This window comes from Mycobacterium colombiense (assembly GCF_001665835.1).
Classification (GTDB): Bacteria; Actinomycetota; Actinomycetes; order Mycobacteriales; family Mycobacteriaceae; genus Mycobacterium; species Mycobacterium colombiense_A.
In genome coordinates this window covers 110,199-134,373 of the sequence record NZ_LZSX01000014.1, presented here as the reverse complement: position 1 = coordinate 134,373, position 24,175 = coordinate 110,199, and the positions used below count along the sequence as shown (strand labels likewise).

General features: G+C 68.5%; 20 protein-coding genes. 12 read left to right on the top strand and 8 right to left on the bottom strand.

The window, feature by feature from the left end:
• Positions 1-9 precede the first annotated feature (9 nt).
• On the bottom strand, positions 10-2,589 hold the full coding sequence (gene nirB, locus A5760_RS03475) for a nitrite reductase large subunit NirB (RefSeq protein WP_082279317.1): 2,580 nt from the start codon (positions 2,587-2,589) through the stop codon (positions 10-12).
• A gap of 227 nt (positions 2,590-2,816) precedes the next feature.
• On the opposite strand from nirB, the gene A5760_RS03470 reads away from it, so the two are divergent.
• Positions 2,817-3,266, top strand: a complete 450-nt coding sequence (locus A5760_RS03470; protein ID WP_064877712.1) for an Hsp20/alpha crystallin family protein — start codon at positions 2,817-2,819, stop codon at positions 3,264-3,266.
• 69 nt (positions 3,267-3,335) lie between these two features.
• On the opposite strand, the gene A5760_RS03465 is transcribed toward A5760_RS03470, so the two are convergent.
• Positions 3,336-4,097: an isocitrate lyase/PEP mutase family protein gene (locus A5760_RS03465; RefSeq protein ID WP_064877711.1), complete on the bottom strand. Its 762-nt coding sequence runs from the start codon at positions 4,095-4,097 to the stop codon at positions 3,336-3,338.
• 106 nt (positions 4,098-4,203) lie between these two features.
• Between A5760_RS03465 and A5760_RS03460 the strand changes: the two genes are divergently transcribed.
• From A5760_RS03460 to A5760_RS26915, 5 genes are all read left to right on the top strand, one after another.
• Positions 4,204-4,509 carry a hypothetical protein gene (locus tag A5760_RS03460; RefSeq protein ID WP_064877710.1) on the top strand — a complete coding sequence of 102 codons (306 nt, stop codon included), beginning with the start codon at positions 4,204-4,206 and terminating at the stop codon, positions 4,507-4,509.
• Between the two features lie 81 nt (positions 4,510-4,590).
• The gene (locus A5760_RS03455) at positions 4,591-5,418 is read left to right on the top strand and encodes a hypothetical protein (RefSeq protein ID WP_064877709.1); all 828 of its coding nucleotides are present in this window, start codon (positions 4,591-4,593) and stop codon (positions 5,416-5,418) included.
• Between the two features lie 44 nt (positions 5,419-5,462).
• Positions 5,463-7,382, top strand: a complete 1,920-nt coding sequence (locus tag A5760_RS03450) for a fumarate reductase/succinate dehydrogenase flavoprotein subunit (protein ID WP_064877708.1) — start codon at positions 5,463-5,465, stop codon at positions 7,380-7,382.
• Complete coding sequence (locus A5760_RS03445) at positions 7,379-8,125, top strand: succinate dehydrogenase/fumarate reductase iron-sulfur subunit (protein ID WP_064877707.1); 747 nt, start codon at positions 7,379-7,381, stop codon at positions 8,123-8,125. The genes A5760_RS03450 and A5760_RS03445 overlap by 4 nt, the downstream gene beginning before the upstream one ends.
• Before the next feature lie 118 nt (positions 8,126-8,243).
• Complete coding sequence (locus tag A5760_RS26915; protein WP_196771977.1) at positions 8,244-8,399, top strand: hypothetical protein; 156 nt, start codon at positions 8,244-8,246, stop codon at positions 8,397-8,399.
• 24 nt (positions 8,400-8,423) lie between these two features.
• On the opposite strand, the gene A5760_RS03440 is transcribed toward A5760_RS26915, so the two are convergent.
• Positions 8,424-8,912, bottom strand: a complete 489-nt coding sequence (locus A5760_RS03440) for a flavin reductase family protein (protein WP_064877706.1) — start codon at positions 8,910-8,912, stop codon at positions 8,424-8,426.
• Between the two features lie 83 nt (positions 8,913-8,995).
• Positions 8,996-10,009 carry an isopenicillin N synthase family dioxygenase gene (locus A5760_RS03435; RefSeq protein ID WP_064877705.1) on the bottom strand — a complete coding sequence of 338 codons (1,014 nt, stop codon included), beginning with the start codon at positions 10,007-10,009 and terminating at the stop codon, positions 8,996-8,998.
• Positions 10,010-10,210: 201 nt separating this feature from the next.
• On the opposite strand from A5760_RS03435, the gene A5760_RS03430 reads away from it, so the two are divergent.
• On the top strand, positions 10,211-12,046 hold the full coding sequence (locus A5760_RS03430) for an acyl-CoA dehydrogenase (RefSeq protein ID WP_064877704.1): 1,836 nt from the start codon (positions 10,211-10,213) through the stop codon (positions 12,044-12,046).
• 323 nt (positions 12,047-12,369) lie between these two features.
• On the opposite strand, the gene A5760_RS03425 is transcribed toward A5760_RS03430, so the two are convergent.
• Positions 12,370-13,704: an acetyl-CoA C-acetyltransferase gene (locus A5760_RS03425; protein ID WP_064877703.1), complete on the bottom strand. Its 1,335-nt coding sequence runs from the start codon at positions 13,702-13,704 to the stop codon at positions 12,370-12,372.
• A 151-nt stretch (positions 13,705-13,855) separates the two neighbouring features.
• Here A5760_RS03425 and A5760_RS03420 point away from each other — a divergent pair, with 151 nt between their 5' ends.
• Together A5760_RS03420 and A5760_RS03415 are read left to right on the top strand one after the other, a co-directional pair.
• Positions 13,856-15,220, top strand: a complete 1,365-nt coding sequence (locus A5760_RS03420; protein ID WP_064877702.1) for a 3-oxoacyl-ACP reductase — start codon at positions 13,856-13,858, stop codon at positions 15,218-15,220.
• A 9-nt stretch (positions 15,221-15,229) separates the two neighbouring features.
• Positions 15,230-16,072 (top strand): MaoC/PaaZ C-terminal domain-containing protein, encoded by an 843-nt coding sequence (locus A5760_RS03415; protein ID WP_064877701.1) that lies wholly within the window; start codon positions 15,230-15,232, stop codon positions 16,070-16,072.
• Positions 16,073-16,094: 22 nt separating this feature from the next.
• Here the strand turns inward: A5760_RS03415 and A5760_RS03410 are convergent, their stop codons facing one another.
• The 3 genes from A5760_RS03410 to A5760_RS03400 form a co-directional block, all read right to left on the bottom strand.
• Positions 16,095-17,348 carry a chloride channel protein gene (locus tag A5760_RS03410; protein WP_064877700.1) on the bottom strand — a complete coding sequence of 418 codons (1,254 nt, stop codon included), beginning with the start codon at positions 17,346-17,348 and terminating at the stop codon, positions 16,095-16,097.
• A 25-nt stretch (positions 17,349-17,373) separates the two neighbouring features.
• Entirely contained in the window at positions 17,374-18,024 is a 651-nt protein-coding gene (locus A5760_RS03405) for a TetR/AcrR family transcriptional regulator (protein WP_064877699.1), read from the bottom strand.
• Positions 18,025-18,105: 81 nt separating this feature from the next.
• Positions 18,106-19,263, bottom strand: a complete 1,158-nt coding sequence (locus A5760_RS03400; protein WP_064877698.1) for a glycoside hydrolase family 3 N-terminal domain-containing protein — start codon at positions 19,261-19,263, stop codon at positions 18,106-18,108.
• 120 nt (positions 19,264-19,383) lie between these two features.
• Here A5760_RS03400 and A5760_RS03395 point away from each other — a divergent pair, with 120 nt between their 5' ends.
• The 3 genes from A5760_RS03395 to A5760_RS03385 all read left to right on the top strand — a co-directional run bounded on the left by A5760_RS03395 (position 19,384) and on the right by A5760_RS03385 (position 24,090).
• On the top strand, positions 19,384-19,587 hold the full coding sequence (locus A5760_RS03395) for a DUF2613 family protein (RefSeq protein ID WP_064877780.1): 204 nt from the start codon (positions 19,384-19,386) through the stop codon (positions 19,585-19,587).
• Positions 19,588-19,673: 86 nt separating this feature from the next.
• Positions 19,674-19,847, top strand: coding sequence for a DUF2613 domain-containing protein (locus tag A5760_RS03390; protein ID WP_007769006.1), 174 nt, complete (start codon positions 19,674-19,676; stop codon positions 19,845-19,847).
• A 52-nt stretch (positions 19,848-19,899) separates the two neighbouring features.
• Positions 19,900-24,090 carry a DUF3367 domain-containing protein gene (locus tag A5760_RS03385; protein ID WP_064877697.1) on the top strand — a complete coding sequence of 1,397 codons (4,191 nt, stop codon included), beginning with the start codon at positions 19,900-19,902 and terminating at the stop codon, positions 24,088-24,090.
• Positions 24,091-24,175: the final 85 nt, after the last annotated feature.

Here is a 24,175-nt window from a genome sequence, read left to right as displayed (position 1 = left end):
ATCCCTTCCTCATTCCTCCGTTGTCGCTTGACGAACCCGCGGCATGCCAATGGACACAGGGATTTTGCGGCCAGCATGCTCGGTGAACGTGACCGTCGAGTCGACGGCGTCAGGGGCGTTGACGAACGACACGAACCGCGACAGCTTGTCCGGGTCGTCCAGCACGCCCTTCCATTCGCACTTGTAGTTCTCGACATGCCGATCCATTGCGGCCTCGAATTCCTCGGCCAGGCCGAGCGAGTCCTCGCACACGACCTCGCGCACGTGGTCGAGCCCGCCGTCGAGCGAGTCGACCCACGGCGCCGTGCGTTGCAGCCGGTCGGCCGTCCGGATGTAGTACATGACGAACCGGTCGACGTAGCGGACCAGCGTTTCGGTGTCCAGATCGCTGGCGAGCAGCTGTGCGTGCTTGGGCGTCATACCGCCGTTGCCGCCGACGTAGAGGTTCCAGCCCTTTTCGGTGGCGATGACGCCGACGTCCTTGGACCGGGCTTCGGCGCACTCGCGCGCGCACCCGGAGACGCCCATCTTGATCTTGTGCGGTGCCCGCAGTCCGCGGTAGCGCAGTTCCAGATCGATGGCCAGCTGCACCGAATCCTGCTGTCCGTACCGGCACCAGTCGGTGCCCACGCAGCTCTTCACCGTGCGCAACGCCTTGCCGTACGCGTGGCCGGATTCCATGCCTCCGTCGACCAGGCGTTTCCAGATCTCCGGCAGTTGGTCCACCCGGGCGCCGAACATGTCGATCCGCTGGCCGCCGGTGATCTTGGTGTAAAGCCCGAAGTCCTGGGCGATCTGGCCGATCAGGATCAGATGCTCGGGCTTGATGTCACCACCGGGAACCCGCGGCACCACCGAGTAGCTGCCGTTCTTCTGGATGTTGGCCAGGAAGTGGTCGTTGGAATCCTGCAGCGAGGCCTGCTCGCCTTCGAGAATGTGGTCCGATCCGGTGGAAGCCAGAATGGAGGCCACGACGGGTTTGCAGATGTCGCAACCCTTTCCGCGGCCGAAACGCTCCAGCAGACCCGAGAAGGTCCGAATCTCGGTGGCCGAGATGATCTCGAACAGCTCCGCGCGCGACTGGCTGAAGTGCTCGCACAGCGCCTTGGACTGTTCCACGCCCTCGGCTTCCAGCAGCTGCTTGAGCAGCGGGACGCAAGACCCACACGAGGTGCCGGCCGAGGTGCACGCCTTGAGCGCGGGGACATCGGCGCAGCCGTCGGCGATCGCACACTTCAGGTCGCCCTTGGTGACGTTGTTGCACGAGCAGATCTGTGCCGAATCCGGCAGCGCCCCAACGCCCAACGCCGCACCGCCGCCGGACTGCGCCGGCGCGATCAGCGCAAGCGGGTCGCCGGGCAGCTCGCTACCGACCATGGGCCGCAGCACCCCGTAGGACGAGGCGTCGCCGACCAGCACGCCGCCGAGCAGCGTCTTGGCGTCGTCGGAGAGCACCAGCTTGGCGTAGGTCCGATTGACCGCATCGTTGATGGCGACCTCGAGGCAGTTCTCGGTCGTCCCCATCGCGTCGCCGAAGCTGGCCACGTCGACGCCCAGCAGTTTGAGCTTCGTGGACAGGTCCGCCTCGCCGAACTCCGCGACGCCGTCCAGCAGCCGGTCGGCCACCACCTCCGCCGAGGTGTAGCCAGGCCCCACCAGGCCGTAGCAGCGGCCGCCGATCGCGGCGACCTCACCGATCGCGTAGATGTCGGGATCGCTTGTCTGGCAAGCAATGTCGGTAAGCACCCCGCCGCGCTCGGCGCGGGTCAGTCCTGCGGCGGTGGCCAGCTCGTCGCGCGGCCGGATGCCGGCCGCGAAGATCACCAGGCCGGCATCGATGACCTGGCCGTCGGTCAGGCTCACCCGCACCGAGGTGGTGCCGTCCGAATGGTCAACAGCCTCGATCGATTCGGTGCCCGTGCCGACGTGCACCGAGATGCCGAGCTCGCCGATCATCCTGGCCAGCAGCCCGCCGCCCGCCTCGTCGATCTGCTGGGCCATCAGCCGCGGCATCATCTCGACGACGTGGGTCTGCAACCCGAACTGGCGCAGAGCATTAGCGGCCTCCAGCCCGAGCAGGCCGCCGCCGATCACGACACCCGCGGTGGCGTGCGAGGTTTCGACCGTGCGCTGGGCGTCGGCACGGATGGCGTCGAGGTCGTCCAGCGTGCGGTACACGTGGCACGCGGGCAGGTCATGGCCCGGCACCGGCGGCACGAAGGCGTACGACCCGGTCGCCAGGACCAAGGTGTCGTAGCCGTGCCGTTGGCCGTCGGCGGTGACCACCGTCTTTGCGGCACGGTCTATTTCGGTAACCCGCTGGTTGAGCACCAGCCGGACCAGCTCGTCACCCTCGTATTCGTTGCCGGGCAATGCCAGTAGCTTGCGATCCCAGCTTTCGGTGTAGGAGGTCAGTCCCACGCGGTCATAGGCCGCGTCGGTCTCCTCGGCGAAAACCGTGATGCGCCACGATCCCTCGGTGTCACGGGCGCGTAGCGCCTCGACGAACCGGTGCCCCACCATGCCATGTCCGACTACGATGATGTGACGAGGCGCACAGTTGGCGCGCGAAATCCCGTCTGCAGACATGGCTTTGAGAGTAACGGCCAGAAATTACGTTCTTTTCGCGCAATGTGACGGTCCTATGACGAGGATCTCACAACTCACAGGAAGGTCTGTGAGTGATCGTTCGCCGGCGGCGAACGACGAGGTGGAACTTTAGCGGGGTCGACTCATGTTTCTCCAAGTAGCCGGTCGCACAGGCACCGGTCACAGGAATCTCACAATCAAGCTCAAGGAATTAGAAGGGAAGCGCCATGAGTAACCTCGCACTGTGGTCGCGGCCGGCCTGGGACACCGACCGGTGGTTGCGCGACTTTTTCGGCCCCGCCGCCGCTGCGGACTGGAACACCCCGGCGACCAGCGGTTTCAAGCCCTCCGCCGAGATCGTCAAGGACGGCGACGACGCGATCGTACGTGTCGAGCTCCCGGGCGTGGACGTGGACCGGGACGTCAACGTGGAGGTCGACCGCGGGCGGTTGGTCATCCACGGCGAGCACCGCGATCAGCGCTCGGAAGAGAAGGACGGCCGCACGCTGCGGGAGATCCGGTACGGATCGTTCCGCCGGTCGTTCCAGCTGCCTGCTCACGTCACCGGCGACGCCATCACGGCGACCTACGACGCCGGCGTGCTGACGGTGCGGGTCACCGGTGCCTTGAAAGATCCAGCCGGGAACCAGGCGCAGCGCATCGAGATCACCAGATAGTCTCCGGCCACGTCGGAGAAAAGTAGCCGAATCCGGCGGAGCCGCAACGACTCCGCCGGATTCAGCGCGTCAACCCCAGCGGGCCAGCAACTCCTTGGCCCGGGTCGCGAGCGCGGCCTGAAGGAACGGCCCGAAGCTGATGCGCGCCACGCCCAGCGGGCCGAAGGACGACGGGTCGTCCTGGTCGGGCAGCGCGATGGCGTTGACGGGCAGCTCCAACTCGGCGGTCAAGCGCCGCAACGTGTCGGGGTCGTGGCGACCCACCGGATACAGCACGTCGGCGCCGGCGGCCGCCGCCTGATTCAGGCGCGCCACCGCGCGGTCGACGCGATCGGACGCCTCGCCATCCTGACGCAGGAACAGATCGGTCCGGGCGTTGATGACGACATGCACCCCGGCCGCGTCGGCGGCCGACCGCAGCGCTCCGACCAACTCCGCGTGTTCGTCGGCGGACCGCAACCGCTTGCCCTCCGAGTGCACGGTGTCCTCGATGTTCAGCCCGACGGCCCCGACGCCGAGCAGGCCCTCGATCAGCCGGCCCGCCGGCTGCCCGTAGCCGGATTCGACGTCCACCGACACCGGGACGTCGACCGCGGCGGTGATCTGTGCGACCCGGGTGAGGACATCGTCGAACGACATGCCCTCGTTGTCGGGTTTGCCGACCGAGTCGGCCATCGGGTGACTTCCCACGGTAAGGGCGGCGAATCCGGCGCCGGTGGCCAGCCGCGCCGACCACGCATCCCACACGGTCGGCAGGATGACCGGGGTGCCCGGCCGGTGCAGCTCCAGCAGCGTGGCGGCGCGCTCGGCAGGTGTGGTGGCTCCCGTCATGAGTGTTTGCTCCCTCGGCATCCGGGCTCAACGGACTGACGTCTGGCGTGTGCCGTGGATAGTATCGAGGGCGTACTGTGATCCGAAACACTGCCGAGGAGATCCGTTGACGAGCACGACTGGCACGACCGAATTCGCCGAACTGCACGACCTCATCGGCGGCCTGCGGCGGTGCGTGAGCTCCCTGCGGGCCCGATACGGCGACAGCCCGGCCATGCGGCGCATCGTCATCGACGCCGACCGCATCATGTCCGACGTCGACCTGCTCGACGCCGATGTGTCCGAATTGGACCTGGCAGGCGCCACCGTGCAGCAGTCCGGCGAGAAGATCGTCATTCCAGACACCCAGTACGACAGCGAATTCTGGCGCGACGTCGACGACGAGGGTGTCGGCGGTCACAACAGGGCCTGAACAACCCAAGCCCCCCAGAAATGAGGGGCTTTCCTCTGTGTACCCTTCGACCTACAGCCCGTTCGAAGAGGAACACACTAAATGAGCGCACCTACGGCGAACCGTCCTGCGTCCGGTGTCTTTTCACCCACGCGCGCCCGTATCCAGCAACGCACCCTGCGCACCGACCGGTGGTGGATGTCGCCGCTGCGAATCGATCTCGGCTTCGCCGCTTTCCTTATTTATGCGACAGCGCGGGCATTCCAGCAGAACTACTTCTTCGTCCCCAAATACCACTACCTGACGCCTTTCTACTCGCCGTGCGTGAGCAAGGGTTGCGGTGAGGCGGGCGACATCTGGCCGCAGTTCCTGCCAGACGTGTGGTGGCTGCCGTACGCGGCCCTGTCGCTACCGTTCCTGCTGCTGTTCCGGTTGACCTGCTATTACTACCGCGGCGCCTACTACCGCACGGTGTGGCAGTCGCCCAGCGCCTGCGCGGTGGCCGAGTCGCGCGAGCACTACTCCGGCGAGACGAAGTTCCCGCTGATCATCCAGAACACCCACCGGTACTTCTTCTATATCGCCGGCATCATCTCGGTGATCAACACCTACGACGCCATCGTGGCGTTCCATTCCGACAGCGGGCCCGGTGGATTCGGCTTCGGCCTGGGCAATCTGATCCTGCTGGGCAACGTCATCATGCTGTGGGTCTACACGCTGTCCTGCCACTCGTGCCGGCACGTGACCGGCGGGCGGCTCAAGCATTTCTCCAAGCACCCTGTGCGGTACTGGATCTGGACCCAGGTCAGCGTCATCAACACCCGGCACAAGCTGTACGCGTGGATCACGCTGGGCACCCTGATGCTCACCGACTTCTACGTCGCGCTGGTGGCCGCCGGCACCATTCCTGACCTGAGATTTGTTGGCTGACAAGCCAACTCGACATAAATCAGAATTTAGCTAGCGAGGGTTTCATGGTTGAGGTCGAACGGCACTCCTACGACGTAGTCGTCATCGGTGCCGGCGGCGCGGGTCTGCGCGCGGTCATCGAAGCGCGTGAGCGGGGCCTGCGGGTCGCGGTGGTGTGTAAGTCCCTGTTCGGCAAGGCCCACACGGTGATGGCCGAAGGTGGCTGCGCGGCGTCCATGGGCAACACCAACCCGAAGGACAACTGGAAGACCCACTTCGGCGACACGATGCGCGGTGGGAAATTCCTCAACAACTGGCGCATGGCCGAACTGCACGCCAAGGAAGCACCGGACCGCGTCTGGGAGCTGGAAACCTATGGCGCGCTGTTCGATCGCCTCAAGGACGGCAAGATCAGCCAGCGCAACTTCGGCGGGCACACCTACCCGCGGCTGGCCCACGTCGGTGACCGCACCGGGCTGGAGCTGATCCGCACCATGCAGCAGAAGATTGTCTCGCTGCAGCAAGAGGATTACGCCGAGCTCGGCGACTACGAGGCCCGGATCCGGGTGTTCGCCGAAACCACCATCACCGAGCTGATCAAGGACGGCGACGCGATCGCCGGGGCGTTCGGCTACATCCGCGAAAGCGGAAACTTCATCTTGTTCGAGGCGCCCGCGGTGGTGCTGGCCACCGGCGGGATCGGCAAGTCGTTCAAGGTCACCTCGAACTCCTGGGAGTACACCGGCGACGGCCACGCCCTGGCCCTGCGGGCGGGCGCGTCGCTGATCAACATGGAGTTCGTCCAGTTCCACCCGACGGGCATGGTGTGGCCGCCGAGCGTGAAGGGGATCCTGGTCACCGAGGGTGTCCGCGGTGACGGCGGGGTGCTGAAGAACTCCGACGACAAGCGGTTCATGTTCGACTACATCCCGTCGGTGTTCAAGGGGCAGTACGCCGAGTCCGAGCAAGAAGCCGACCAGTGGCTCAAGGACAACGACTCGGCCCGCCGTACTCCGGACCTGCTGCCGCGCGACGAAGTCGCGCGCGCGATCAACTCGGAGGTCAAGGCCGGTCGGGGCAGCCCACACGGTGGCGTCTTCCTGGACATCGCGTCGCGGCTGACGCCCGCGGAGATCAACCGCCGCCTGCCGTCGATGTACCACCAGTTCAAGGAGCTGGCCGGGGTCGACATCACCAAGGAGCCGATGGAAGTCGGGCCGACCTGCCACTACGTGATGGGCGGCGTCGAGGTGGACGCCGACACCGGCGCGGCGACGGTCCCCGGGCTCTTCGCCGCCGGCGAATGCTCCGGCGGCATGCACGGCTCGAACCGGCTCGGCGGCAACTCGCTGTCGGACCTGCTGGTGTTCGGCCGCCGGGCCGGCCTAGGCGCCGCCGACTACGTGCGGGCCCTGAGCAGCCGCCCGACGATCGCCGAAGGCGCCGTCGACGCGGCGGCGAAGCGGGCGCTGTCCCCCTTCGAGGCACCGGCCAGCGGCGCACCGGAGAACCCGTACACCCTGCAGCTGGAACTGCAGCAGTCGATGAACGACCTGGTCGGCATCATCCGCAACGCCGACGAGGTCTCGGAGGCGCTGGCGCGGCTCGACAAGTTGCGTGAGCGGTTCAAGAACCTCCACGTCGAGGGGCAGCGCCGGTACAACCCGGCCTGGAACCTGGCTATCGACCTGCGCAACATGCTGCTGGTCAGCGAATGCGTCGCCAAGGCCGCGCTGCAGCGCACCGAGAGCCGCGGCGGCCACACCCGCGACGACCACCCGGCGATGGACTCGTCGTGGCGCAAGGTGCTGCTGGTCTGCGAGGCCGCCGGCGGCGGCGACGAGGTGATTCCCGACATCACCATCACGAAGAAGGATCAGACGCCGATGCGGCCCGATCTGCTGGAGCTGTTCGAGATCGCCGAGCTGGAGAAGTATTACACCGACGAGGAACTCGCCGGGCACCCAGGACGGAGTGGCAAATGACCTACAACGCGACGATGCGGGTGTGGCGCGGCGACGACGCCAACGGCGATCTGCAGGACTTCACGGTCGAGGTCAACGAGGGCGAGGTCGTCCTCGACATCATCCATCGCCTGCAGCAGACCCAGACGCCCGACCTGGCGGTCCGATGGAACTGCAAGGCGGGCAAGTGTGGCTCCTGCTCGGCGGAGATCAACGGCAAGCCGCGGCTGCTCTGCATGACCCGGATGTCCACCTTCGCCGAGGACGAGGTCGTCACCGTCACGCCGCTGCGGACGTTCCCGGTGATCCGCGACCTGGTCACCGACGTCTCGTTCAACTACGAAAAGGCCCGCGAAATACCGTCTTTCGCGCCGCCCAAGGACCTGCAGCCCGGGGAGTACCGGATGGCGCAGGAGGACGTGCAGCGTTCCCAAGAGTTCCGCAAGTGCATCGAGTGCTTCCTGTGCCAGAACGTGTGCCACGTGGTCCGCGACCATGAGGAGAACAAGAAGGCGTTCGCCGGTCCCCGCTTCCTGATGCGGATCGCCGAGCTGGAGATGCACCCGCTGGACACCCGCGACCGGCGCAACGACGCTCAGGACGAGCACGGCCTGGGCTACTGCAACATCACCAAGTGCTGCACCGAGGTGTGCCCGGAAAACATCAAGATCACCGACAACGCGCTGATCCCGATGAAAGAGCGGGTCGCCGACCGCAAGTACGACCCGGTGGTGTGGCTCGGCAACAAGCTGTTCCGTCGCTGAGCTCGTATCCCGTGCTGGCACGTTAGGCCGTCGCGGGACCCGGGTAACCAAACTGCATCCTGTCGGGCCGCCGCGTGCGGCCAGCTACTCACGACCGGAAAGGCAGTTCATGGAACCTATGCGAGAAACCGCCAGCATCAACAAGGTTCGCACCGCGATTCGGCAGTTGTCGGTGCGCGCCCAGCTCGCGAACAAAGAAGGCCGGTACAGCGACGCCGCCGAACTCGAGAGCCGCATCCAGGGCTTTCGGGACGAGCTGAGCCACCGCCCCTAGCGGGTCGATCGCCCGGCGAGGCGGTTACGCGCCGAGCCGGCGAAAAACGCTCCGATGGAAAACGATGGGCGCCACCTCGGCGTCCACGGTGATCTCGCTGACCCGCAGCACCACGATGGTGTGATCGCCGGCCGGGATGAGTTGCTCGATCGCGCTCTCCAGCCAGAGGCCGGTGCCCTTGATGAACACCGCACCCGTGGGCCGGGAAACGGTCTCCAACCCCGCGAACCTGTCGCCGGTCTTGGCGGCCAGTGTCCGCGCGGCGTCGTCGTGCTCCTCGCCGAGCACGCTGATGCCCAGCATCGGCAGATCCTTGAGCTTGGGCCACGTCGTCGAGGTGTTCTGCACGCAGAACGACACCAGCGGCGGGTCCAGCGAGACGGGAACAAAGGTGCTGGCCGCCAGGCCTTCCCGGGTTCCGTTCACCTCGGCGGCGATGGCCACCACTCCGGACGGGAAATGACCGAAGGCCTCACGAAGTGACGACGCTGTCAGCTTGTTATTCGAGTTCACCGGACTGATTCGCCCCTAGAGCCGGAGACGGGATTTATCGGAAACGACCCTACCCGGCGTCGGTCATCCCGGCACCGCCACCCTCACCCGTTTCCTAAGCGTTCTGCCGAATATCCATGCGCCGCGGCCACATCCGGATGGGCCCGCAGCCTGCTCTTCCAGGCATTGCGGCCGTAGACCGCGAAGATCGGATCCGATGGATCATCCACGCGCTGCGCGTGTGCCTCGAGCTCATCGGGCAGCGACAGCACGGGGATCCGCGCGTCCAGGCGCGGGTTGAAGAAGAACGGCACCGAGATGCGCTCGCCCGCAGGTCCCGGCAGGTTGACCCGGTGCTCGGTGGCCCGCAGGTACCCGCGGGTGGCCACCTCCAGCAGTTCACCGATGTTGACGATGAATGCGCCCGCGCGCGGCGGCACGTCGATCCAGCCGTCCTGGGAATTTCTGGCCGGCCGCACCTGCAGGCCCGTGCTGCCCGGCTCGGCCAGCAACAGGGTCAGCACCCCGGAGTCGCGGTGCGCGCCCACGCCCTGCGCGCTGGCAGCGCTGCCCGGGTAGCGGATGATCTTGATCAGCGTGGCCGGCGCCTCGGCGAAGGCCGCGTCGAACACGTCGGACGGGCTGCCCAGCGCGGCAGCCCAGTGCCGCAGCAGGGTGCGCGCCACCTCGGACAGCGCGGCGTCCCACTCCTCGACGATCCCGGGCAGGTCCGGCAGCGCGGCCGGCCACTGGTTGGGGCCCTGCAGCCACCGATAGTCGGACTTGTCCAACCCGCCGATCGGCGGGCGGTGCGGCCCGACGTCGATCTGCTCGCGCCAATCCACCTCCCCGCGGGTCAGCTCGCCGCCGAGCCGGGTGTAGCCGCGGAAATGCGGGCTGCGCAGCATCGCTACGGCGTCCTTGTCGGGTTGCGGCAGCGCGAACAGCCGGCGCGCCGCATCCAGTACCCGTCTCACCAGGTCCGGCGGTACGCCGTGACCGGTCAGATAGAAGAAGCCGACCTCATGGCCGGCCTCGCGCAAACCGTCGCGCAGGCGGTCGAGGTCGGCCCGCAGGTCCACCACGGGCAGCGCAGTGACGCCACGCACACCGGTCATATGCCCTGCATCGTCGCAGGTAAATCGGATTCCGACGACATGACCTGCAGCTTCCCAACCGGTTGGTTAATTAGGCAATGAAATCTAGCTCACATTGACTTGCATCCCGCTGACGCGAGCGATATTTTAGGTCTTGTTACTGGTGGGTAACTTAGACCTAGTACCCAACCACAAGTGGCATTCTCAACGAGGAGGACCGTAGTGAGCCACTACAAGAGCAACGTCCGCGACCAGGTATTCAACCTGTTCGAGGTTCTGGGCGTTGACAAGGCGCTGGGCCAGGGCGAATACGCCGACCTGGACGCCGACACAGCCCAAGAAATGCTGAACGAAATCAGCCGGCTGGCCGAGGGGCCGGTCGCGGAGTCGTTCGTCGAGGGGGACCGCAATCCGCCCGTCTTCGACCCGAAGACGCACTCGGTAACGCTGCCGGAGTCTTTCAAGAAGTCCGTCCAGGCCGTCATCGAGGCGGGTTGGGACAAGGTCGGTCTTGACGAGGCTCTGGGCGGAGTGCCCGCGCCCAAGGCGCTGCTGTGGGCCCTGCACGAACATCTTCTGGGTGCCAACCCGGCCGTGTGGATGTACGCCGGAGGGGCGGGCTTCGCCCAGATCCTTCACCACCTCGGCACCGAAGAGCAGAAGAAGTGGGCCGAGCTGGCCGCCGAGCGCGGCTGGGGTTCGACCATGGTGCTCACCGAGCCGGACGCCGGCTCCGACGTGGGCGCCGGTCGCACCAAGGCGGTCCAGCAGGAAGACGGCTCCTGGCACATCGACGGTGTGAAGCGGTTCATCACCTCCGCCGACTCCGGCGACCTGTTCGAGAACATCTTCCACCTGGTGCTGGCGCGCCCCGAGGGTGCCGGACCGGGCACCAAGGGCCTGTCGCTGTTCTTCGTGCCCAAGTTCCTGTTCGACTTCGAGACCGGCGAGCTGGGCGAGCGCAACGGCGTCTACGTCACCAACGTCGAGCACAAGATGGGCCTGAAGGTATCGGCGACGTGCGAGCTGAGCTTCGGCCAGCACGACGTCCCCGCCAAGGGCTGGCTGGTCGGCGAGGTGCACAACGGCATCGCGCAGATGTTCGAGGTCATCGAGCAGGCCCGCATGATGGTCGGCACCAAGGCCATCGCGACCCTGTCGACGGGTTACCTGAACGCGCTGGAGTACGCGAAGTCTCGCGTGCAGGGCGCCGACATGACCCAGATGACCGACAAGACCGCTCCGCGGGTGACCATCACGCACCACCCGGACGTGCGCCGGTCGCTGATGACCCAGAAGGCGTATGCCGAGGGTCTGCGCGCGCTGTACCTGTTCACGTCGACCTACCAGGACTCGGCCGTCGCCGAGGCCCTGCACGGTGTGGACGCCGACCTGGCGGTCAAGGTCAACGACCTGATGCTGCCGGTCGTCAAGGGTGTGGGCTCGGAGCAGGCGTACGCCAAGCTCACCGAGAGCCTGCAGACCTTCGGTGGGTCCGGCTTCCTGCAGGACTACCCGATCGAGCAGTACATCCGCGACGCCAAGATCGACTCGCTCTACGAGGGCACCACAGCCATCCAGGCGCAGGACTTCTTCTTCCGCAAGATCGTCCGCGACAAGGGTATGGCGCTGGCCCACGTGTCCGAGCAGATCCAGAAGTTCGTCGACAGCGAGTCCGGCAACGGCCGCCTGAAGACCGAGCGGGAGCTGCTGTCCAAGGCGCTGACCGACGTGCAGGCGATGGCGGCGACGCTGACCGGCTACCTGATGGCGGCGCAGGAGGACGTGACCAGCCTGTACAAGGTGGGTCTGGGTTCGGTGCGCTTCCTGATGAGCGTCGGTGACCTGGTCATCGGCTGGTTGTTGCAGCGTCAGGCGGCGGTCGCCGTGGCGGCGCTCGACGCCGGCGCCAGCGGCGAGGAGCGGTCCTTCTACGAGGGCAAGATCGCGGTGGCATCGTTCTTCGCGAAGAACTTCCTGCCGCTGCTGACCAGCACTCGTGAGGTCATCGACACGCTGGACAACGACATCATGGAGCTCGACGAGGCCGCCTTCTAGGCGGACGCGAGCGACACGCGCAGGTCCCCCGCCTCCCCGCGAAGCGGGGGATCTGTCGCTTGGCGAGACCGCAGAAAGCGCTGGTAGACAGCAAAAAGGCCGCCGCTGGATCCCCTCACTCCAGCGGCGGCCCTTTTCGCACGCCGATCCGCGGAAACGGACCAACGCTCGCATTCGGGGGATGCCCCGTATTGCCGTCGGGGTCGGGGGGTCAGACCACAACACGGGGCCATCCGGTGGGTCGAATACCCGCGCCCCCATCTGACTAACCAGATGTGACTCAACTCATCGCGAGCGCGGAGCCACCAGGGGCGACGTGCCGGTCAGGCCTCCAGGATCGCGGCGACGCCCTGGCCGCCGGCCGCGCAGATCGAGACCAGGGCACGCACGGGGCCGCCGCTCTTCTGCTCGGCCTTGCGCTGGGCGAGCTGCTTGGCCGCCTGGGCCAGGATCCGTCCGCCGGTGGCCGCGAACGGGTGGCCGGCGGCCAGCGAGGACCCGTTGACGTTGAGCTTGGACCGATCGATCGAGCCCAGCGCCGCGTCCAGGCCGAGCCGCTCCTTGCAGTACTCCTCGGACTCCCACGCCTGCAGGTGACACAGCACCACCGAGGCGAAGGCCTCGTGGATCTCGTAGAAGTCGAAGTCCTGCAGGCTCAGGCCGTTGCGGGCGAGCAGCCGCGGCACCGCGTAGGTCGGGGCCATCAGCAGGCCGTCGCGGCCGTTGACGTAGTCGACCGCCGCGGTCTCCGAATCGACCAGGTAGGCCAGCGGCGTCAACGAGTGGGCGGCCGCCCACTCGTCGGTGGCCAGCAGCGCCACCGACGCGCCGTCGGTCAGCGGGGTCGAGTTGCCGGCCGTCATCGTCGCGTCGCCGGCCTTCACGCCGAACACCGGACGCAGCTTGGCCAGCTTCTCCGCCGACGAGTCCGCGCGCAGGTTGTCGTCGCGGTACAGGCCCAGGAATGGCGTGACCAGGTCGTCGAAGAAGCCGCGGTCGTAGGCGGCGGCCATGTTGCGGTGGCTGGCCGCGGCCAGCTCGTCCTGGGCCACCCGGGCGATGCCCATCTTCTTGGCGGTGAGCGCCTGGTGCTCCCCCATGGACAGCCCGGTGCGCGGTTCGCTGTTGACCGGGATCTCGACGCCCAGGGTCGCGGGCAGCGTGCCGACCAACTTCAGCCGCTGCACGTTGGACTTGGCCCGGCGCAGCTTGAGCAGCGTGCGGCGCAGGTTGTCGCCCAGACCGATCGGGGCGTCGGAGGTGGTGTCCACGCCGCCGGCGGCGGCCACCTCGTAGCGTCCGGCCGCGATGCCCTCCGCGGCGGCGACGGCCGCCTGCAGCCCGGTCCCGCAGGCCTGCTGCAGGTCGAACGCGGGCGTGTAGGAGGACAGCTGCGAACCGAGCACGCATTCGCGCGTCAGGTTGAAGTCCCGGCTGTGCTTGAGCACGGCGCCGCCGACCACCACGCCCAGCCGTTCGCCGGCCAGCCCGAAGCGATCCACCAGCCCGCCTAGGGCGGCGGTGAACATGTCTTGGTTGGATGCCTCCGCGTAGGCCCCGTCCGACCGGGCGAACGGGATGCGGTTGCCGCCCAGGACGGCCACGCGCCGACGCTCGGAACTGCGCTGTTTGCTTGCCTCAGAGCTTGCAGGGGCCACTATTCTTCTCCGTGTTCTGCGGTCTATCGGTTTGGGAATCGCCCGTCTGGGGCCATACTACTCACTGTTCTTACTCTGCAGTAAGTTCGTCCTCGATACGGTTGTGCTGTAGGCATACCCCGACTTCGCAAGAACATGGAAGGTAACTCCCGTGGCTCCCAAGGCTTCGTCCGATCTGTTCTCTCAGATCGTCAATTCCGGTCCTGGATCGTTTCTCGCCAAGCAGCTCGGCGTTCCCCAACCCGAGACGCTGCGCCGCTACCGGGCCGGTGAACCGCCGCTGGCCGGGGCGCTGCTGATCGGCGGGGAGGGCAGGGTCGTCGAACCGCTGCGCGCGGCGCTGGACGCCGACTACGACCTGGTAGGCAACAACCTCGGCGGTCGGTGGGCCGACAAGTTCGGCGGCCTGGTGTTTGATGCCACCGGCATCACCACGCCCGAGGGGCTCAAGGGGCTGTACGAGTTCTTCACTCCCCTGCTGCGCAATCTGGGCCATTCCGCGCGCGTGGCCGTGGTCGGCACCACGCCCGACGCCGCCGCCAGCCCGCACGAACGGATCGCGCAGCGCGCGCTGGAGGGCTTCACCCGCTCGCTGGGCAAGGAGCTGCGCAACGGCTCCACGGTGGCCCTGGTCTATCTGTCGCCGGACGCCAAACCCGCCGCGACGGGGCTGGAATCGACGATGCGGTTCATCCTGTCGGCCAAGTCCGCCTACGTCGACGGCCAGGTCTTCTACGTGGGGGACGCGGACTCCACGCCCCCGGCCGACTGGGACCGCCCGCTGGACGGCAAGGTCGCCATCGTCACGGGCGCGGCCCGCGGAATCGGTGCGACGATCGCCGACGTGGTCGCCCGCGACGGCGCACGCGTGGTCGCGATCGACGTGGAATCGGCCGCCGAGGCGCTGGCCGAGACGGCCAGCCGGGTCGGCGGCACCGCGCTGTGGCTCGACGTCACCGCCCCCGACGCCGTCGACAAGATCACTGAGCACCTGCGCGAACACCACGGCGGCCGCGCCGACGTTCTGGTCAACAACGCCGGCATCACTCGCGACAAGCTGTTGGCCAACATGGACGACGCCCGCTGGGACGCCGTCCTGGCCGTCAATCTGCTTGCGCCGCTGCGTCTTACCGAAGGGCTGGTGTCCAACGGCACCCTCGGCGAAGGCGGCCGGGTGATCGGCCTGTCGTCGATGGCCGGCATCGCCGGCAACCGCGGCCAGACCAACTACGCGACGACGAAGGCCGGAATGATCGGCCTCACCCAGTCGCTGGCCCCGGAGCTCTACGGCAAGGGCATCACGATCAACGCGGTCGCGCCGGGATTCATCGAAACCCAGATGACGGCCGCCATCCCGCTGGCCACCCGCGAGGTCGGACGCCGGATGAACTCGCTGCTGCAGGGCGGGCAGCCGGTGGACGTCGCGGAAACCATCGCCTACTTCGCCAGCCCGGCTTCGAATGCGGTGACGGGCAACGTCATTCGCGTTTGCGGCCAGGCCATGCTGGGCGCATAGGAGAACGCCATGAATCAGCCAAGCGGCCTGAAGAACATGCTGCGCGCCGCCGCCGGGGCCCTGCCCGTGGTGTCCCGCGGCAGCGAGGTGCCTACCCGCACGGTGACCATCGATGAGCTGCCGATCGACCGCGCGAACGTGGCCGAGTACGCGGGGGTGACCGGTCTGCGCTACGGCAATCACGTGCCGCTGACGTACCCGTTCGCGCTGACCTTTCCGGCGTTGATGTCGCTGGTGACCGGGTTCGACTTCCCTTTCGCCGCAATGGGATCGGTGCACACCGAGAACCACATCACGCAGTACCGCCCGATCGCCGTGACCGACACCGTCGGCGTGCGGGTACACGCCGAGAACCTGCGCGAGCACCGCAAGGGCATGCTGGTCGATCTGGTGACCGACGTCAGCGTCGGCAACGACACCGCCTGGCACCAGGTGACGACGTTCCTGCACCAGCAGCGGACCAGCCTGTCCGACCAACCCAAGCCGCCCCCGCAGAAGCAGCCCAAGCTGCCGCCGCCGTCCACCGTGCTGCGCATCAGCCCGGGGCTGATCCGGCGGTACGCCGACGTCGGGGGCGATCACAACCCGATCCACACCAACTCGGTCGCGGCCAAGCTGTTCGGGTTCCCGACGGTGATCGCGCACGGAATGTTCAGCGCGGCAGCCGTATTGGCCAACGTCGAGGCACTGATCCCCGATGCGGTCCGGTATTCGGTGCGGTTCGGCAAGCCGGTGGTGCTGCCCGCGACGACGGGCCTCTACATCGACGAGCACGACGGCGGCTGGGACATTTCGCTGCGCAACATCGCCAAGGGCTACCCGCACCTGACCGGCACGGTCCGGCCGCTCTAGTGCTGACGGTGGCGACCCGCCACTAGCCCGCGTGCGTCGAAGTGCGGCCCCGGGCAAGCAGTTTCAGACCGTGGGCGCCGGTCGCGGTCAGCAGAAAAAGCAGGAAAATCCACAGCGGCGGCCGGGCGAGTTCCCAGACGAAGATCGCCGCCCAGATCGGTGAGCCCTGCGTCACCGCGAGCACGCCGGCCGCGCCCGCCAGCGACACCGCCGGCACGTGCAGGTGGGTGCCGGTGGCCCAGTTGATCGTCAAGATCAGCGCCGCCCCGGCGGCGGCGCCGGTGGCCAGCGAGGGTGTGAGGAGCCCGCCGGCCCCGCCGGCCCGCAGAAACAGTGCGGTCAGTAGTGGTTTCAGCGCCAGGATCGCCAGCGCCGACACCAGGGTCATGCCGCTGGCCAGGCTGACCGTGAGGATGCTGCGGCCGTTGCCGGGCAGCTCGGGCCACCAGTGCGAACAGATCCCCATCACCAGGCCCGCGCCGGCGAGCGCGGGGATCAGCAGCGGAGTCCGTATCTGGCGGGCCGGGCGTGCCACGGCCATCAACCGGTTGAAGGCCAGTCCCACCGCGAGAGCCACCGGCGCCAGCAACAATCCGTGCGCGGTCAGCAGATACGTCGACTCCTCGATCGGCCATTGCAGGTTGGGCTGATCGCGGGTGATGGCCGAACCGACGGCGACCGCCAGGCCGGAGGACAGAAACGCCGCGCCCACCGCGCGCGGATGCCAAGTGGTGAGCAGGATCCGGATCGAGAACAGCGCGCCGGCCAGCGGGACCGCATACACCGCGCCCAGCCCTGCGCCCGCCGCGCACGCCAGCAGGACCTCGCGGTCACGCAGTGCAAGCCGCTTGAGCCATCCGGTTCCCAAATCGCCCAGCGCCGCGGCGAATTGGCGTGGGGCCCCTTCTCGCCCCAGCGATGCGCCCGATCCGACGAGCAGCACCTGCAGCAGCGCGTCAAAGCTCCAGGAAAGCGTCGGCACGGGTTCGCGGGCGGCGATGGTCTGCGCCAGCGGGGGCACCTCGGCCCGGCGCCGCAGCAGCCACCACCCCAGGCCTGCCAGGGCGGCGCCGACCATCGGGCCGACGACGCGGCGGATCGGGCTGCTGGCGGCCACCCCGGCCAGCAGCGCGCCGAAGCTGTAGTGGTAGGTGGCGTGCTGGACGGCGCGCAGCACGAACGTCGTCGCCAATCCGGCAACTCCGGCGAGCAACCCGACGATGATTACCGCGCAAAAGAAGTCGAGGTTGCCGCGGTCCGAGCCGGGGGCGCTCATGCGGGCCACCTGAACGAATGTAGGCCTAGTCGGCGGCGGCGTCCGAGCCGCCCGCGTCGGGGTGGGCCGCGGCCGCCTCCCGCTCGGCCGGTGAGCCCTTGAGTCCGTACCAGAACAGGTCGATCATCAGCTGGGCCGCCTCGTCGACGTCGACGTCGCCGGTGGACAGCCGGTTGGCGACCGCCTCGCCGGCGCCCACCAAGGCCACGGCCATCATCTCGTGCTCGCGCTCGGAGCGCGGGTTGCGGCTACCCGCCCGCATCAGCCCGGCCACCAGGTCGATGATCTGCTCGCGTCCCTCGCGGACCATGTGGGCGAACGCCTGCGAGCTGGTGGCCTGTGTGTACATCACGATCCAGGACGCCCGGTTGGCGTCGATGTAGCGCATGAACGACGCAATGGTGTTGCGCAGCATGTCATTGGGGCTCTGCTGGAAATCCATGTCGGCGCGCACCACGTCGATGAACCGGCTCATCTCCCGGTTCAGGCAGGCGCCGAACAGGTCCTCCTTGGAGCCGTAGTACAGGTAGAGCATCGGCTTGGAGATCTGCGCCTCGGCGGCGATGGCGTCCATCGAGGTCTCGTGGTAGCCGTTGACGGAGAACATCTGCACGGCGGCGTCGAGCATCTGCTGCTCGCGAACGGCACGCGGCAACCGTTTGGTACCACCCGCCATCGCTTGCCTCTCCAGCCGTCTGACTCAAGAGTAAGCAATGCGGTGGGGTGTCACAGCCACTATGCCTATGGCGGCGACCCGCTAGTGGCCGCAGCTGGGGCTGGGGCCCTTCATCGTCGCCACCCGCACCAGCGAATCGTCGACCTGCTTGGCCGGCAGGTCGCCGGACGCCACCGCCTGTTGCAACCGGTCCAAGACCGCCGGCACCTTGTCGGTGGTGACCCACAGCGCGACGTCGACGCCGGCCCGCAGGCTGCGCAGCACGGCCTCCGACACCCCGTACCGGTCGGAGATGGCTGCCATGCTGGACAGGTCGTCGCTGAACACCGGGCCGGTGAACGGCGGGCCCTTGTAGCCGACCCCGTTGCGCAGCAGCTGCACCGCCTCGGGGCTCAGGCTGGCCGGGACGTCGCCGGTGAGACCGGGAACCTGCAGGTGGCCCACCATGACCCCGACCGGGGGCACTGCCACCAGGGTCCGGTAGGGCACCAGATCGTTGTTCTGCAGATCGTCCAGCGGCGGCGTGACGACGCCCCCGGTGTGCGAATCGCCCGAGCCGTGCCCGTGGCCTGGGAAGTGCTTGAGCACCGGCAGCAGCCCGGCGTCGCGCAGCCCCTGCGCATAGGCCCCGGCGTAATCGGTGACCTTGGCCGGATCCGCGCCGAACGAACGGTTGCCGATCACGGCGTCGTCGGGCTCGTCGCTGACGTCGACGACGGGCGCGAAGTCGACGGTGATGCCCAGGTCGTGCATCTTCTTGCCGCGGTCGGCTGCCAGGTCGTGGACCTGCTGGACGGTCTGCGTCTGCGCCAGCTCGCGGGGCGACGGCGAGGTCCCGATCAACGACTTCAGCCGCGAGACGCGGCCGCCCTCTTCGTCGACGCTGACCGCCAGCGGCAGCGGGCCCGCCTTGGCCGCGATGTCGGCCAGCGGCCCCTTGAAGATCGACAGGTCCGTCCAGCTGCCGATGAAGATGCCGCCCACGTGGTAGCCGTTGACGACGGCCCGGGCGTCGTCGGCGTTCTTCACGCCCACCATCAGCAGTTGCGCGAGCTTGTCGCGGATTCCCAACGTCGCCGGAACCGCCGACGGGTCGGCACACACCGGCGGCGCCGGAGCGGCCACCGGCTTGCTCGACGTCTTCGTCGACGTGCCGGGTGGGTGCGCGGCGTGGTGGCCGCAACCGGCCACCAGCGCCGAGGCGGCTGCAAGCACGGCCAAGGTGCGCGAAAATGCCATCGGGCCATGCTTTCACGGCGGGCGTTTCGTGCCTGGCTCCAGGGGGCATCAACGGTACGTTGCTGATCAGGGGGCTGGGGCTTCTCGGGGCGCCCATTGACTGGCAGGGAGGAGCCAGCGATTAACGGTTTCTCGTTGGCCGCCGCGGTCAGCGTCGCGGTCGGGTTGTCCGTCGGGGTGGCGACGACCGTCGGGATCACGCTCGCCGTGGCCGACCACAGCCTGATGCAGGTGCCGAGCATGCAGCGCCCTGCGCTGCCGGCCGGTCCCTATCAGGTGGAATACGGTGACCGCTGTTTTCACGGGCACTGTCTGCACTGGTGACGAGCGCTCCCGGTGGCCGGGCGCCCTTCTGCTAGGTTGGCGCTAGGTCGAAAGTCACGACCGCAAGCCGACACTCAGGAGCTTCGATGAACCGGATCGTTGCGCCCGCCGCAGCGAGCGTTGTGGTTGGCCTGTTGCTCGGCGCGGCCGCGATCTTCGGGATCACCCTGATGGTCCAGCAAGACACGAAGCCGCCACTCCCCGGGGGCGATCCGCAGTCGTCAGTGCTCAACCGGGTCGAGTACGGCAACCGTAGCTAGCCAGTCGCGGACGGGGACCGGAGCGTCGGTCTCGTGCTCGACGGCTGGGCCGGTGTCGCGCCGATGGTTGTGGTTGGTCGGCGCGATCGCGCTGGCCCTCACGTTCGCCCAGTCCCCCGGACGGATCTCCCCGGACACCAAGCTTGACCTGACCGCGAACCCGCTGCGCTTCCTGGCCCGGGCGACCAATCTGTGGAACAGCGAGCTGCCGTTCGGGCAGGCGCAGAACCAGGCCTACGGATACCTGTTTCCGCACGGCACCTTCTTTCTGATCGGCCACGCGCTGGGCGTGCCCGGCTGGATCACCCAGCGGCTGTGGTGGGCGCTGCTGCTCACGGTCGGCTTCTGGGGCCTGTTGCGCGTCGCCGAGGCGCTGCGGATCGGCAGCCCCGCGTCGCGGGTGATCGCCGCGGCCGCGTTCGCGCTGTCGCCGCGGGTGCTGACCACCCTCGGCTCGATCTCGTCGGAAACATTGCCAATGATGTTGGCGCCGTGGGTGTTGCTGCCCACGATCCTCGCCCTGCGGGCCAGCGGCGGCCGATCCGTGCGAGCGCTGGCCGGGCAGGCGGGCCTGGCCATCGCGCTGATGGGCGCGGTGAACGCCATCGCGACCGCGGCCGGCTGCCTGCCGGCGGTGATCTGGTGGGCGTGCCACCGGCCGAACCGGTTGTGGTGGCGCTACGCCGGGTGGTGGCTGGTGGCGCTGGTGCTGGCCACGCTGTGGTGGGTGGTCGCGCTGGTGATGCTGCGTGCCATCAGCCCCCCGTTCCTGGATTTCATCGAATCGTCCGGCGTGACGACACAATGGTCGTCACTGGTCGAGATGTTGCGCGGCACCGACAGCTGGACCCCGTACGTGGCGCCGACCGCCACCGCGGGCGCTCCGCTGGTGACCGGGCCGGCGGCCGTGCTGGGCACCTGCCTGGTCGCGGCGGCCGGGCTCGCGGGGCTGGCCGGCCCGGCCATGCCGGCGCGCGGGCGGCTGGTGACGATGCTGTTGGTCGGGGTGGTGCTGATGGCCGCCGGATACAGCGGCGGGCTGGGGTCGCCGGTGGCGCACGCGGTACAGGCCTACCTGGACGCCGGCGGCGCCCCGCTGCGCAACGTGCACAAGCTGGGATCGGTGATCAGGATCCCGGTGGTGCTGGGCATCGCGCAGCTGCTGGGCCGGATACCGCTGCCGGGCAGCGCGCCAATGTTGGCGTGGCTGCGTGCCTTCGCGCACCCCGAGCGTGACAAACGGATCGCCACGGCGATCGTGGTCGTGACGGCGCTGATGGTCAGCACGTCACTGGCGTGGACCGGTCGGCTGGCCCCACCGGGAACCTTCACCGCGATCCCGCCCTACTGGCACGAGGCCGCCGACTGGCTCACCGAGCACAACACCGGGACACCGGCCGCCGGGCGGGTGCTCGTGGTCCCGGGGGCGCCGTTCGCCACCCAGGTGTGGGGCACCAGCCACGACGAGCCGCTGCAGGTGCTGGGCGCCAGCCCGTGGGGGGTGCGCGATTCCATCCCGCTGACCCCGCCGCAGACCATCCGGGCGCTCGATTCGGTGCAGCGTTTGTTCGCCGCCGGCCGCCCCTCGACCGGATTAGCCGATACCCTTGCCCGCCAAGGCATTTCCTATGTGGCGCTACGCAACGACCTGGACCCCGACACGTCGCGGTCGGCGCGCCCGATCCTGGTGCACCGCGCCATCGACGGGTCACCCGGACTGCGCAAGGTCGCACAGTTCGGCGCGCCGGTGGGGCCCGGCACGCTCGCGGGTTTCGTCGCGGACAGCGGACTGCGGCCGCGATATCCGGCGGTCGAGATTTATCGGGTCGGCGACGACAGTGACCCCGCCACACCGTATTTCGTCGACACCGACCGACTGACCCGGGTCGACGGCGGGCCCGAGGCGCTGCTGCGTCTTGACGAGCGGCGTCGGCTGCTGGGCCAGCCGCCGCTGGGCCCGGCGCTGCTGACCGCCGACGCGCACCGCGCCGGGCTGCCGGTGGGCGCCGGGGTGACCATCACCGATACCCCGGTGGCCCGTGAGACGGATTACGGCCGGGTGGACCAACATTCGTCGGCAATCCGGGCGCCCGGCGACGCGCGGCACACTTACAACCGGGTGCCCGACTACCCTGTCCCCGGCGCCGACCCGGTGACCGGCGCCTGGACCGGCGGCCGGATCACGGTATCGAGCTCGTCGTCGGATTCCACCGCGATGCCCGACGTCGCACCGGCGAACTCGCCGGCCGCCGCGATCGACGGCGACTCCGCGACCGCCTGGGTGTCCAACTCACTGCAGGCCGCCGTCGGTCAATGGATGCGGATCGATTTCGACCATCCGGTGACCAACGCGGCGATCACGTTGACGCCCAGTGCCACCGCCGTCGGCGCCCAGGTGCGCCGCATCCTGATCGAAACCGCCACCGGCAGCACCACTTTGCGATTCGACGAGCCGGGCAAGCCGCTTGCCGCGGCGCTCCCCTACGGCGAGACCCCGTGGGTGCGGATCACCGCCGCGGGCACCGACGACGGATCCGCCGGCGTGCAGTTCGGCATCACCGACCTGTCGATCACCCAGTACGACGCCTCCGGATTCGCCCACCAGGTCGACCTGCGGCACACCGTGCGGGTGCCGGGGCCGCCGCCGGGCACGCCGATCGCGGGGTGGGACCTGGGATCTGAGCTGCTGGGCAGGCCGGGTTGCGCCGCGGCGCCCGACGGCATGCGCTGCGCGCCGTCGATGGCACTGGCCCCGGAAGAACCGGTCAATTTCAGCCGGACCCTGACCGTGCCTGCTCCGATGTCGGTGACCCCGACCGTGTGGGTGCGCCCGCGCCAGGGCCCCAAGCTGGCCGACCTGATCACCGAGCCGAATACTACTGTCGCCCATGGTGATTCGGACGCTGTCGACGTGTTGGGCTCCGCGTTCGCGGTCGCCGACGGCGACCCGGCCACGGCGTGGACGGCGCCGCAACGGGTGGTGCAGCACAAGACCCCGCCGACCCTGACGCTCACGCTGCCCCACCCCACCGAGGTCACCGGGGTGCGGCTGGCTCCGAGCCGGTCGACGCTGCCCGCGCACCCGACGATGGTGGCCGTCAACCTGGGCGATGGCCCGCAAACCGCCGCGATGAAACCCGACGGCGCGCAGACCGTGCCGCTGAGACCCCGGGTGACCGACACCGTGACCATCAGCCTGCTGAATTGGCAGGACATCATCGACCGCAACGCTTTGGGTTTCGACCAACTCAAGCCGCCCGGGCTGGCCGAGGTCGTGGCGCTGGGCGCCGACGGCAACCCGATCGCCCCCGCCGACGCGGCCCGCAACCGCACCCGGGAGATCAGCGTCGGCTGCGACCGCGGACCCGTCGTCGCGGTCGCGGGCCGGTTCGTGCACACCGCGATCCGCACCACCGTGGGGGCGATCCTGGATGGCGCCCCGGTCGCCGCGGTGCCCTGCGAACGCGACCCGATCGCGATGCCCGCCGGCCAACAGGAGCTGTTGATCAGCCCCGGCGCACAATTCGTCGTGGACGGAGCCGAACTGGCCGCCCCGACCGCCACCGAAGTCGCACGGCCGCTGCGTGTTTCGACTTGGCGGACCTGGGGTCCGGATCGTCGCGAAGTGCAGGCGCCCGCCTCGTCGACCTCCCGGGTGCTGGTCATCCCGGAAAGCATCAACCCGGGCTGGGTGGCGCACACCAGCACCGGCGCCCGCTTGACGCCGATCGCCGTCAACGGATGGCAGCAGGGCTGGCTGGTGCCCGCGGGCGACCCCGGCACCATCACGCTGACGTTCGCCTCCAACTCGCTCTACCGCGCCGGCCTGGCGGTGGGCCTGGCGCTGCTGCCGCTGCTGGCGATGCTCGCGCTCTGGCGCACCCGAAGAAAGGACGACGGCGACGCGCCCGCGCGGCCATGGCAGCCCGGCGCGTGGGCGGCCGTCCCGGCGCTGGCCGCCGCTGGGGTGATCGCCGGCCTGGGCGGCGTCGCGGTGATGGGGACCGCGCTGGGTCTGCGGTATGCGCTGCGCCGGGAGCGTTGGGAGCGCCTCAGCGTGGTGGGCGGCGCCGGCGGTCTGATCCTGGCCGGCGCGGTGCTGTCACGGCAGCCGTGGCGGTCGGCCGACGGATACGCCGGCCATTCCGCCGGTGTCCAACTGCTGGCGCTGATTTCGCTTGCGGCGCTTGCGGCTTCGGTGATTGCGGTCCCCGAACGAGCGCAGGGACCGCGCGACGAATAGTTGGCCGGGCTATTGGCTACCCGTTTACCGGCTGATTGACTGGATATGCGGGTTGGCGTAACCGTTCACCAACCGAGGAGTTAGC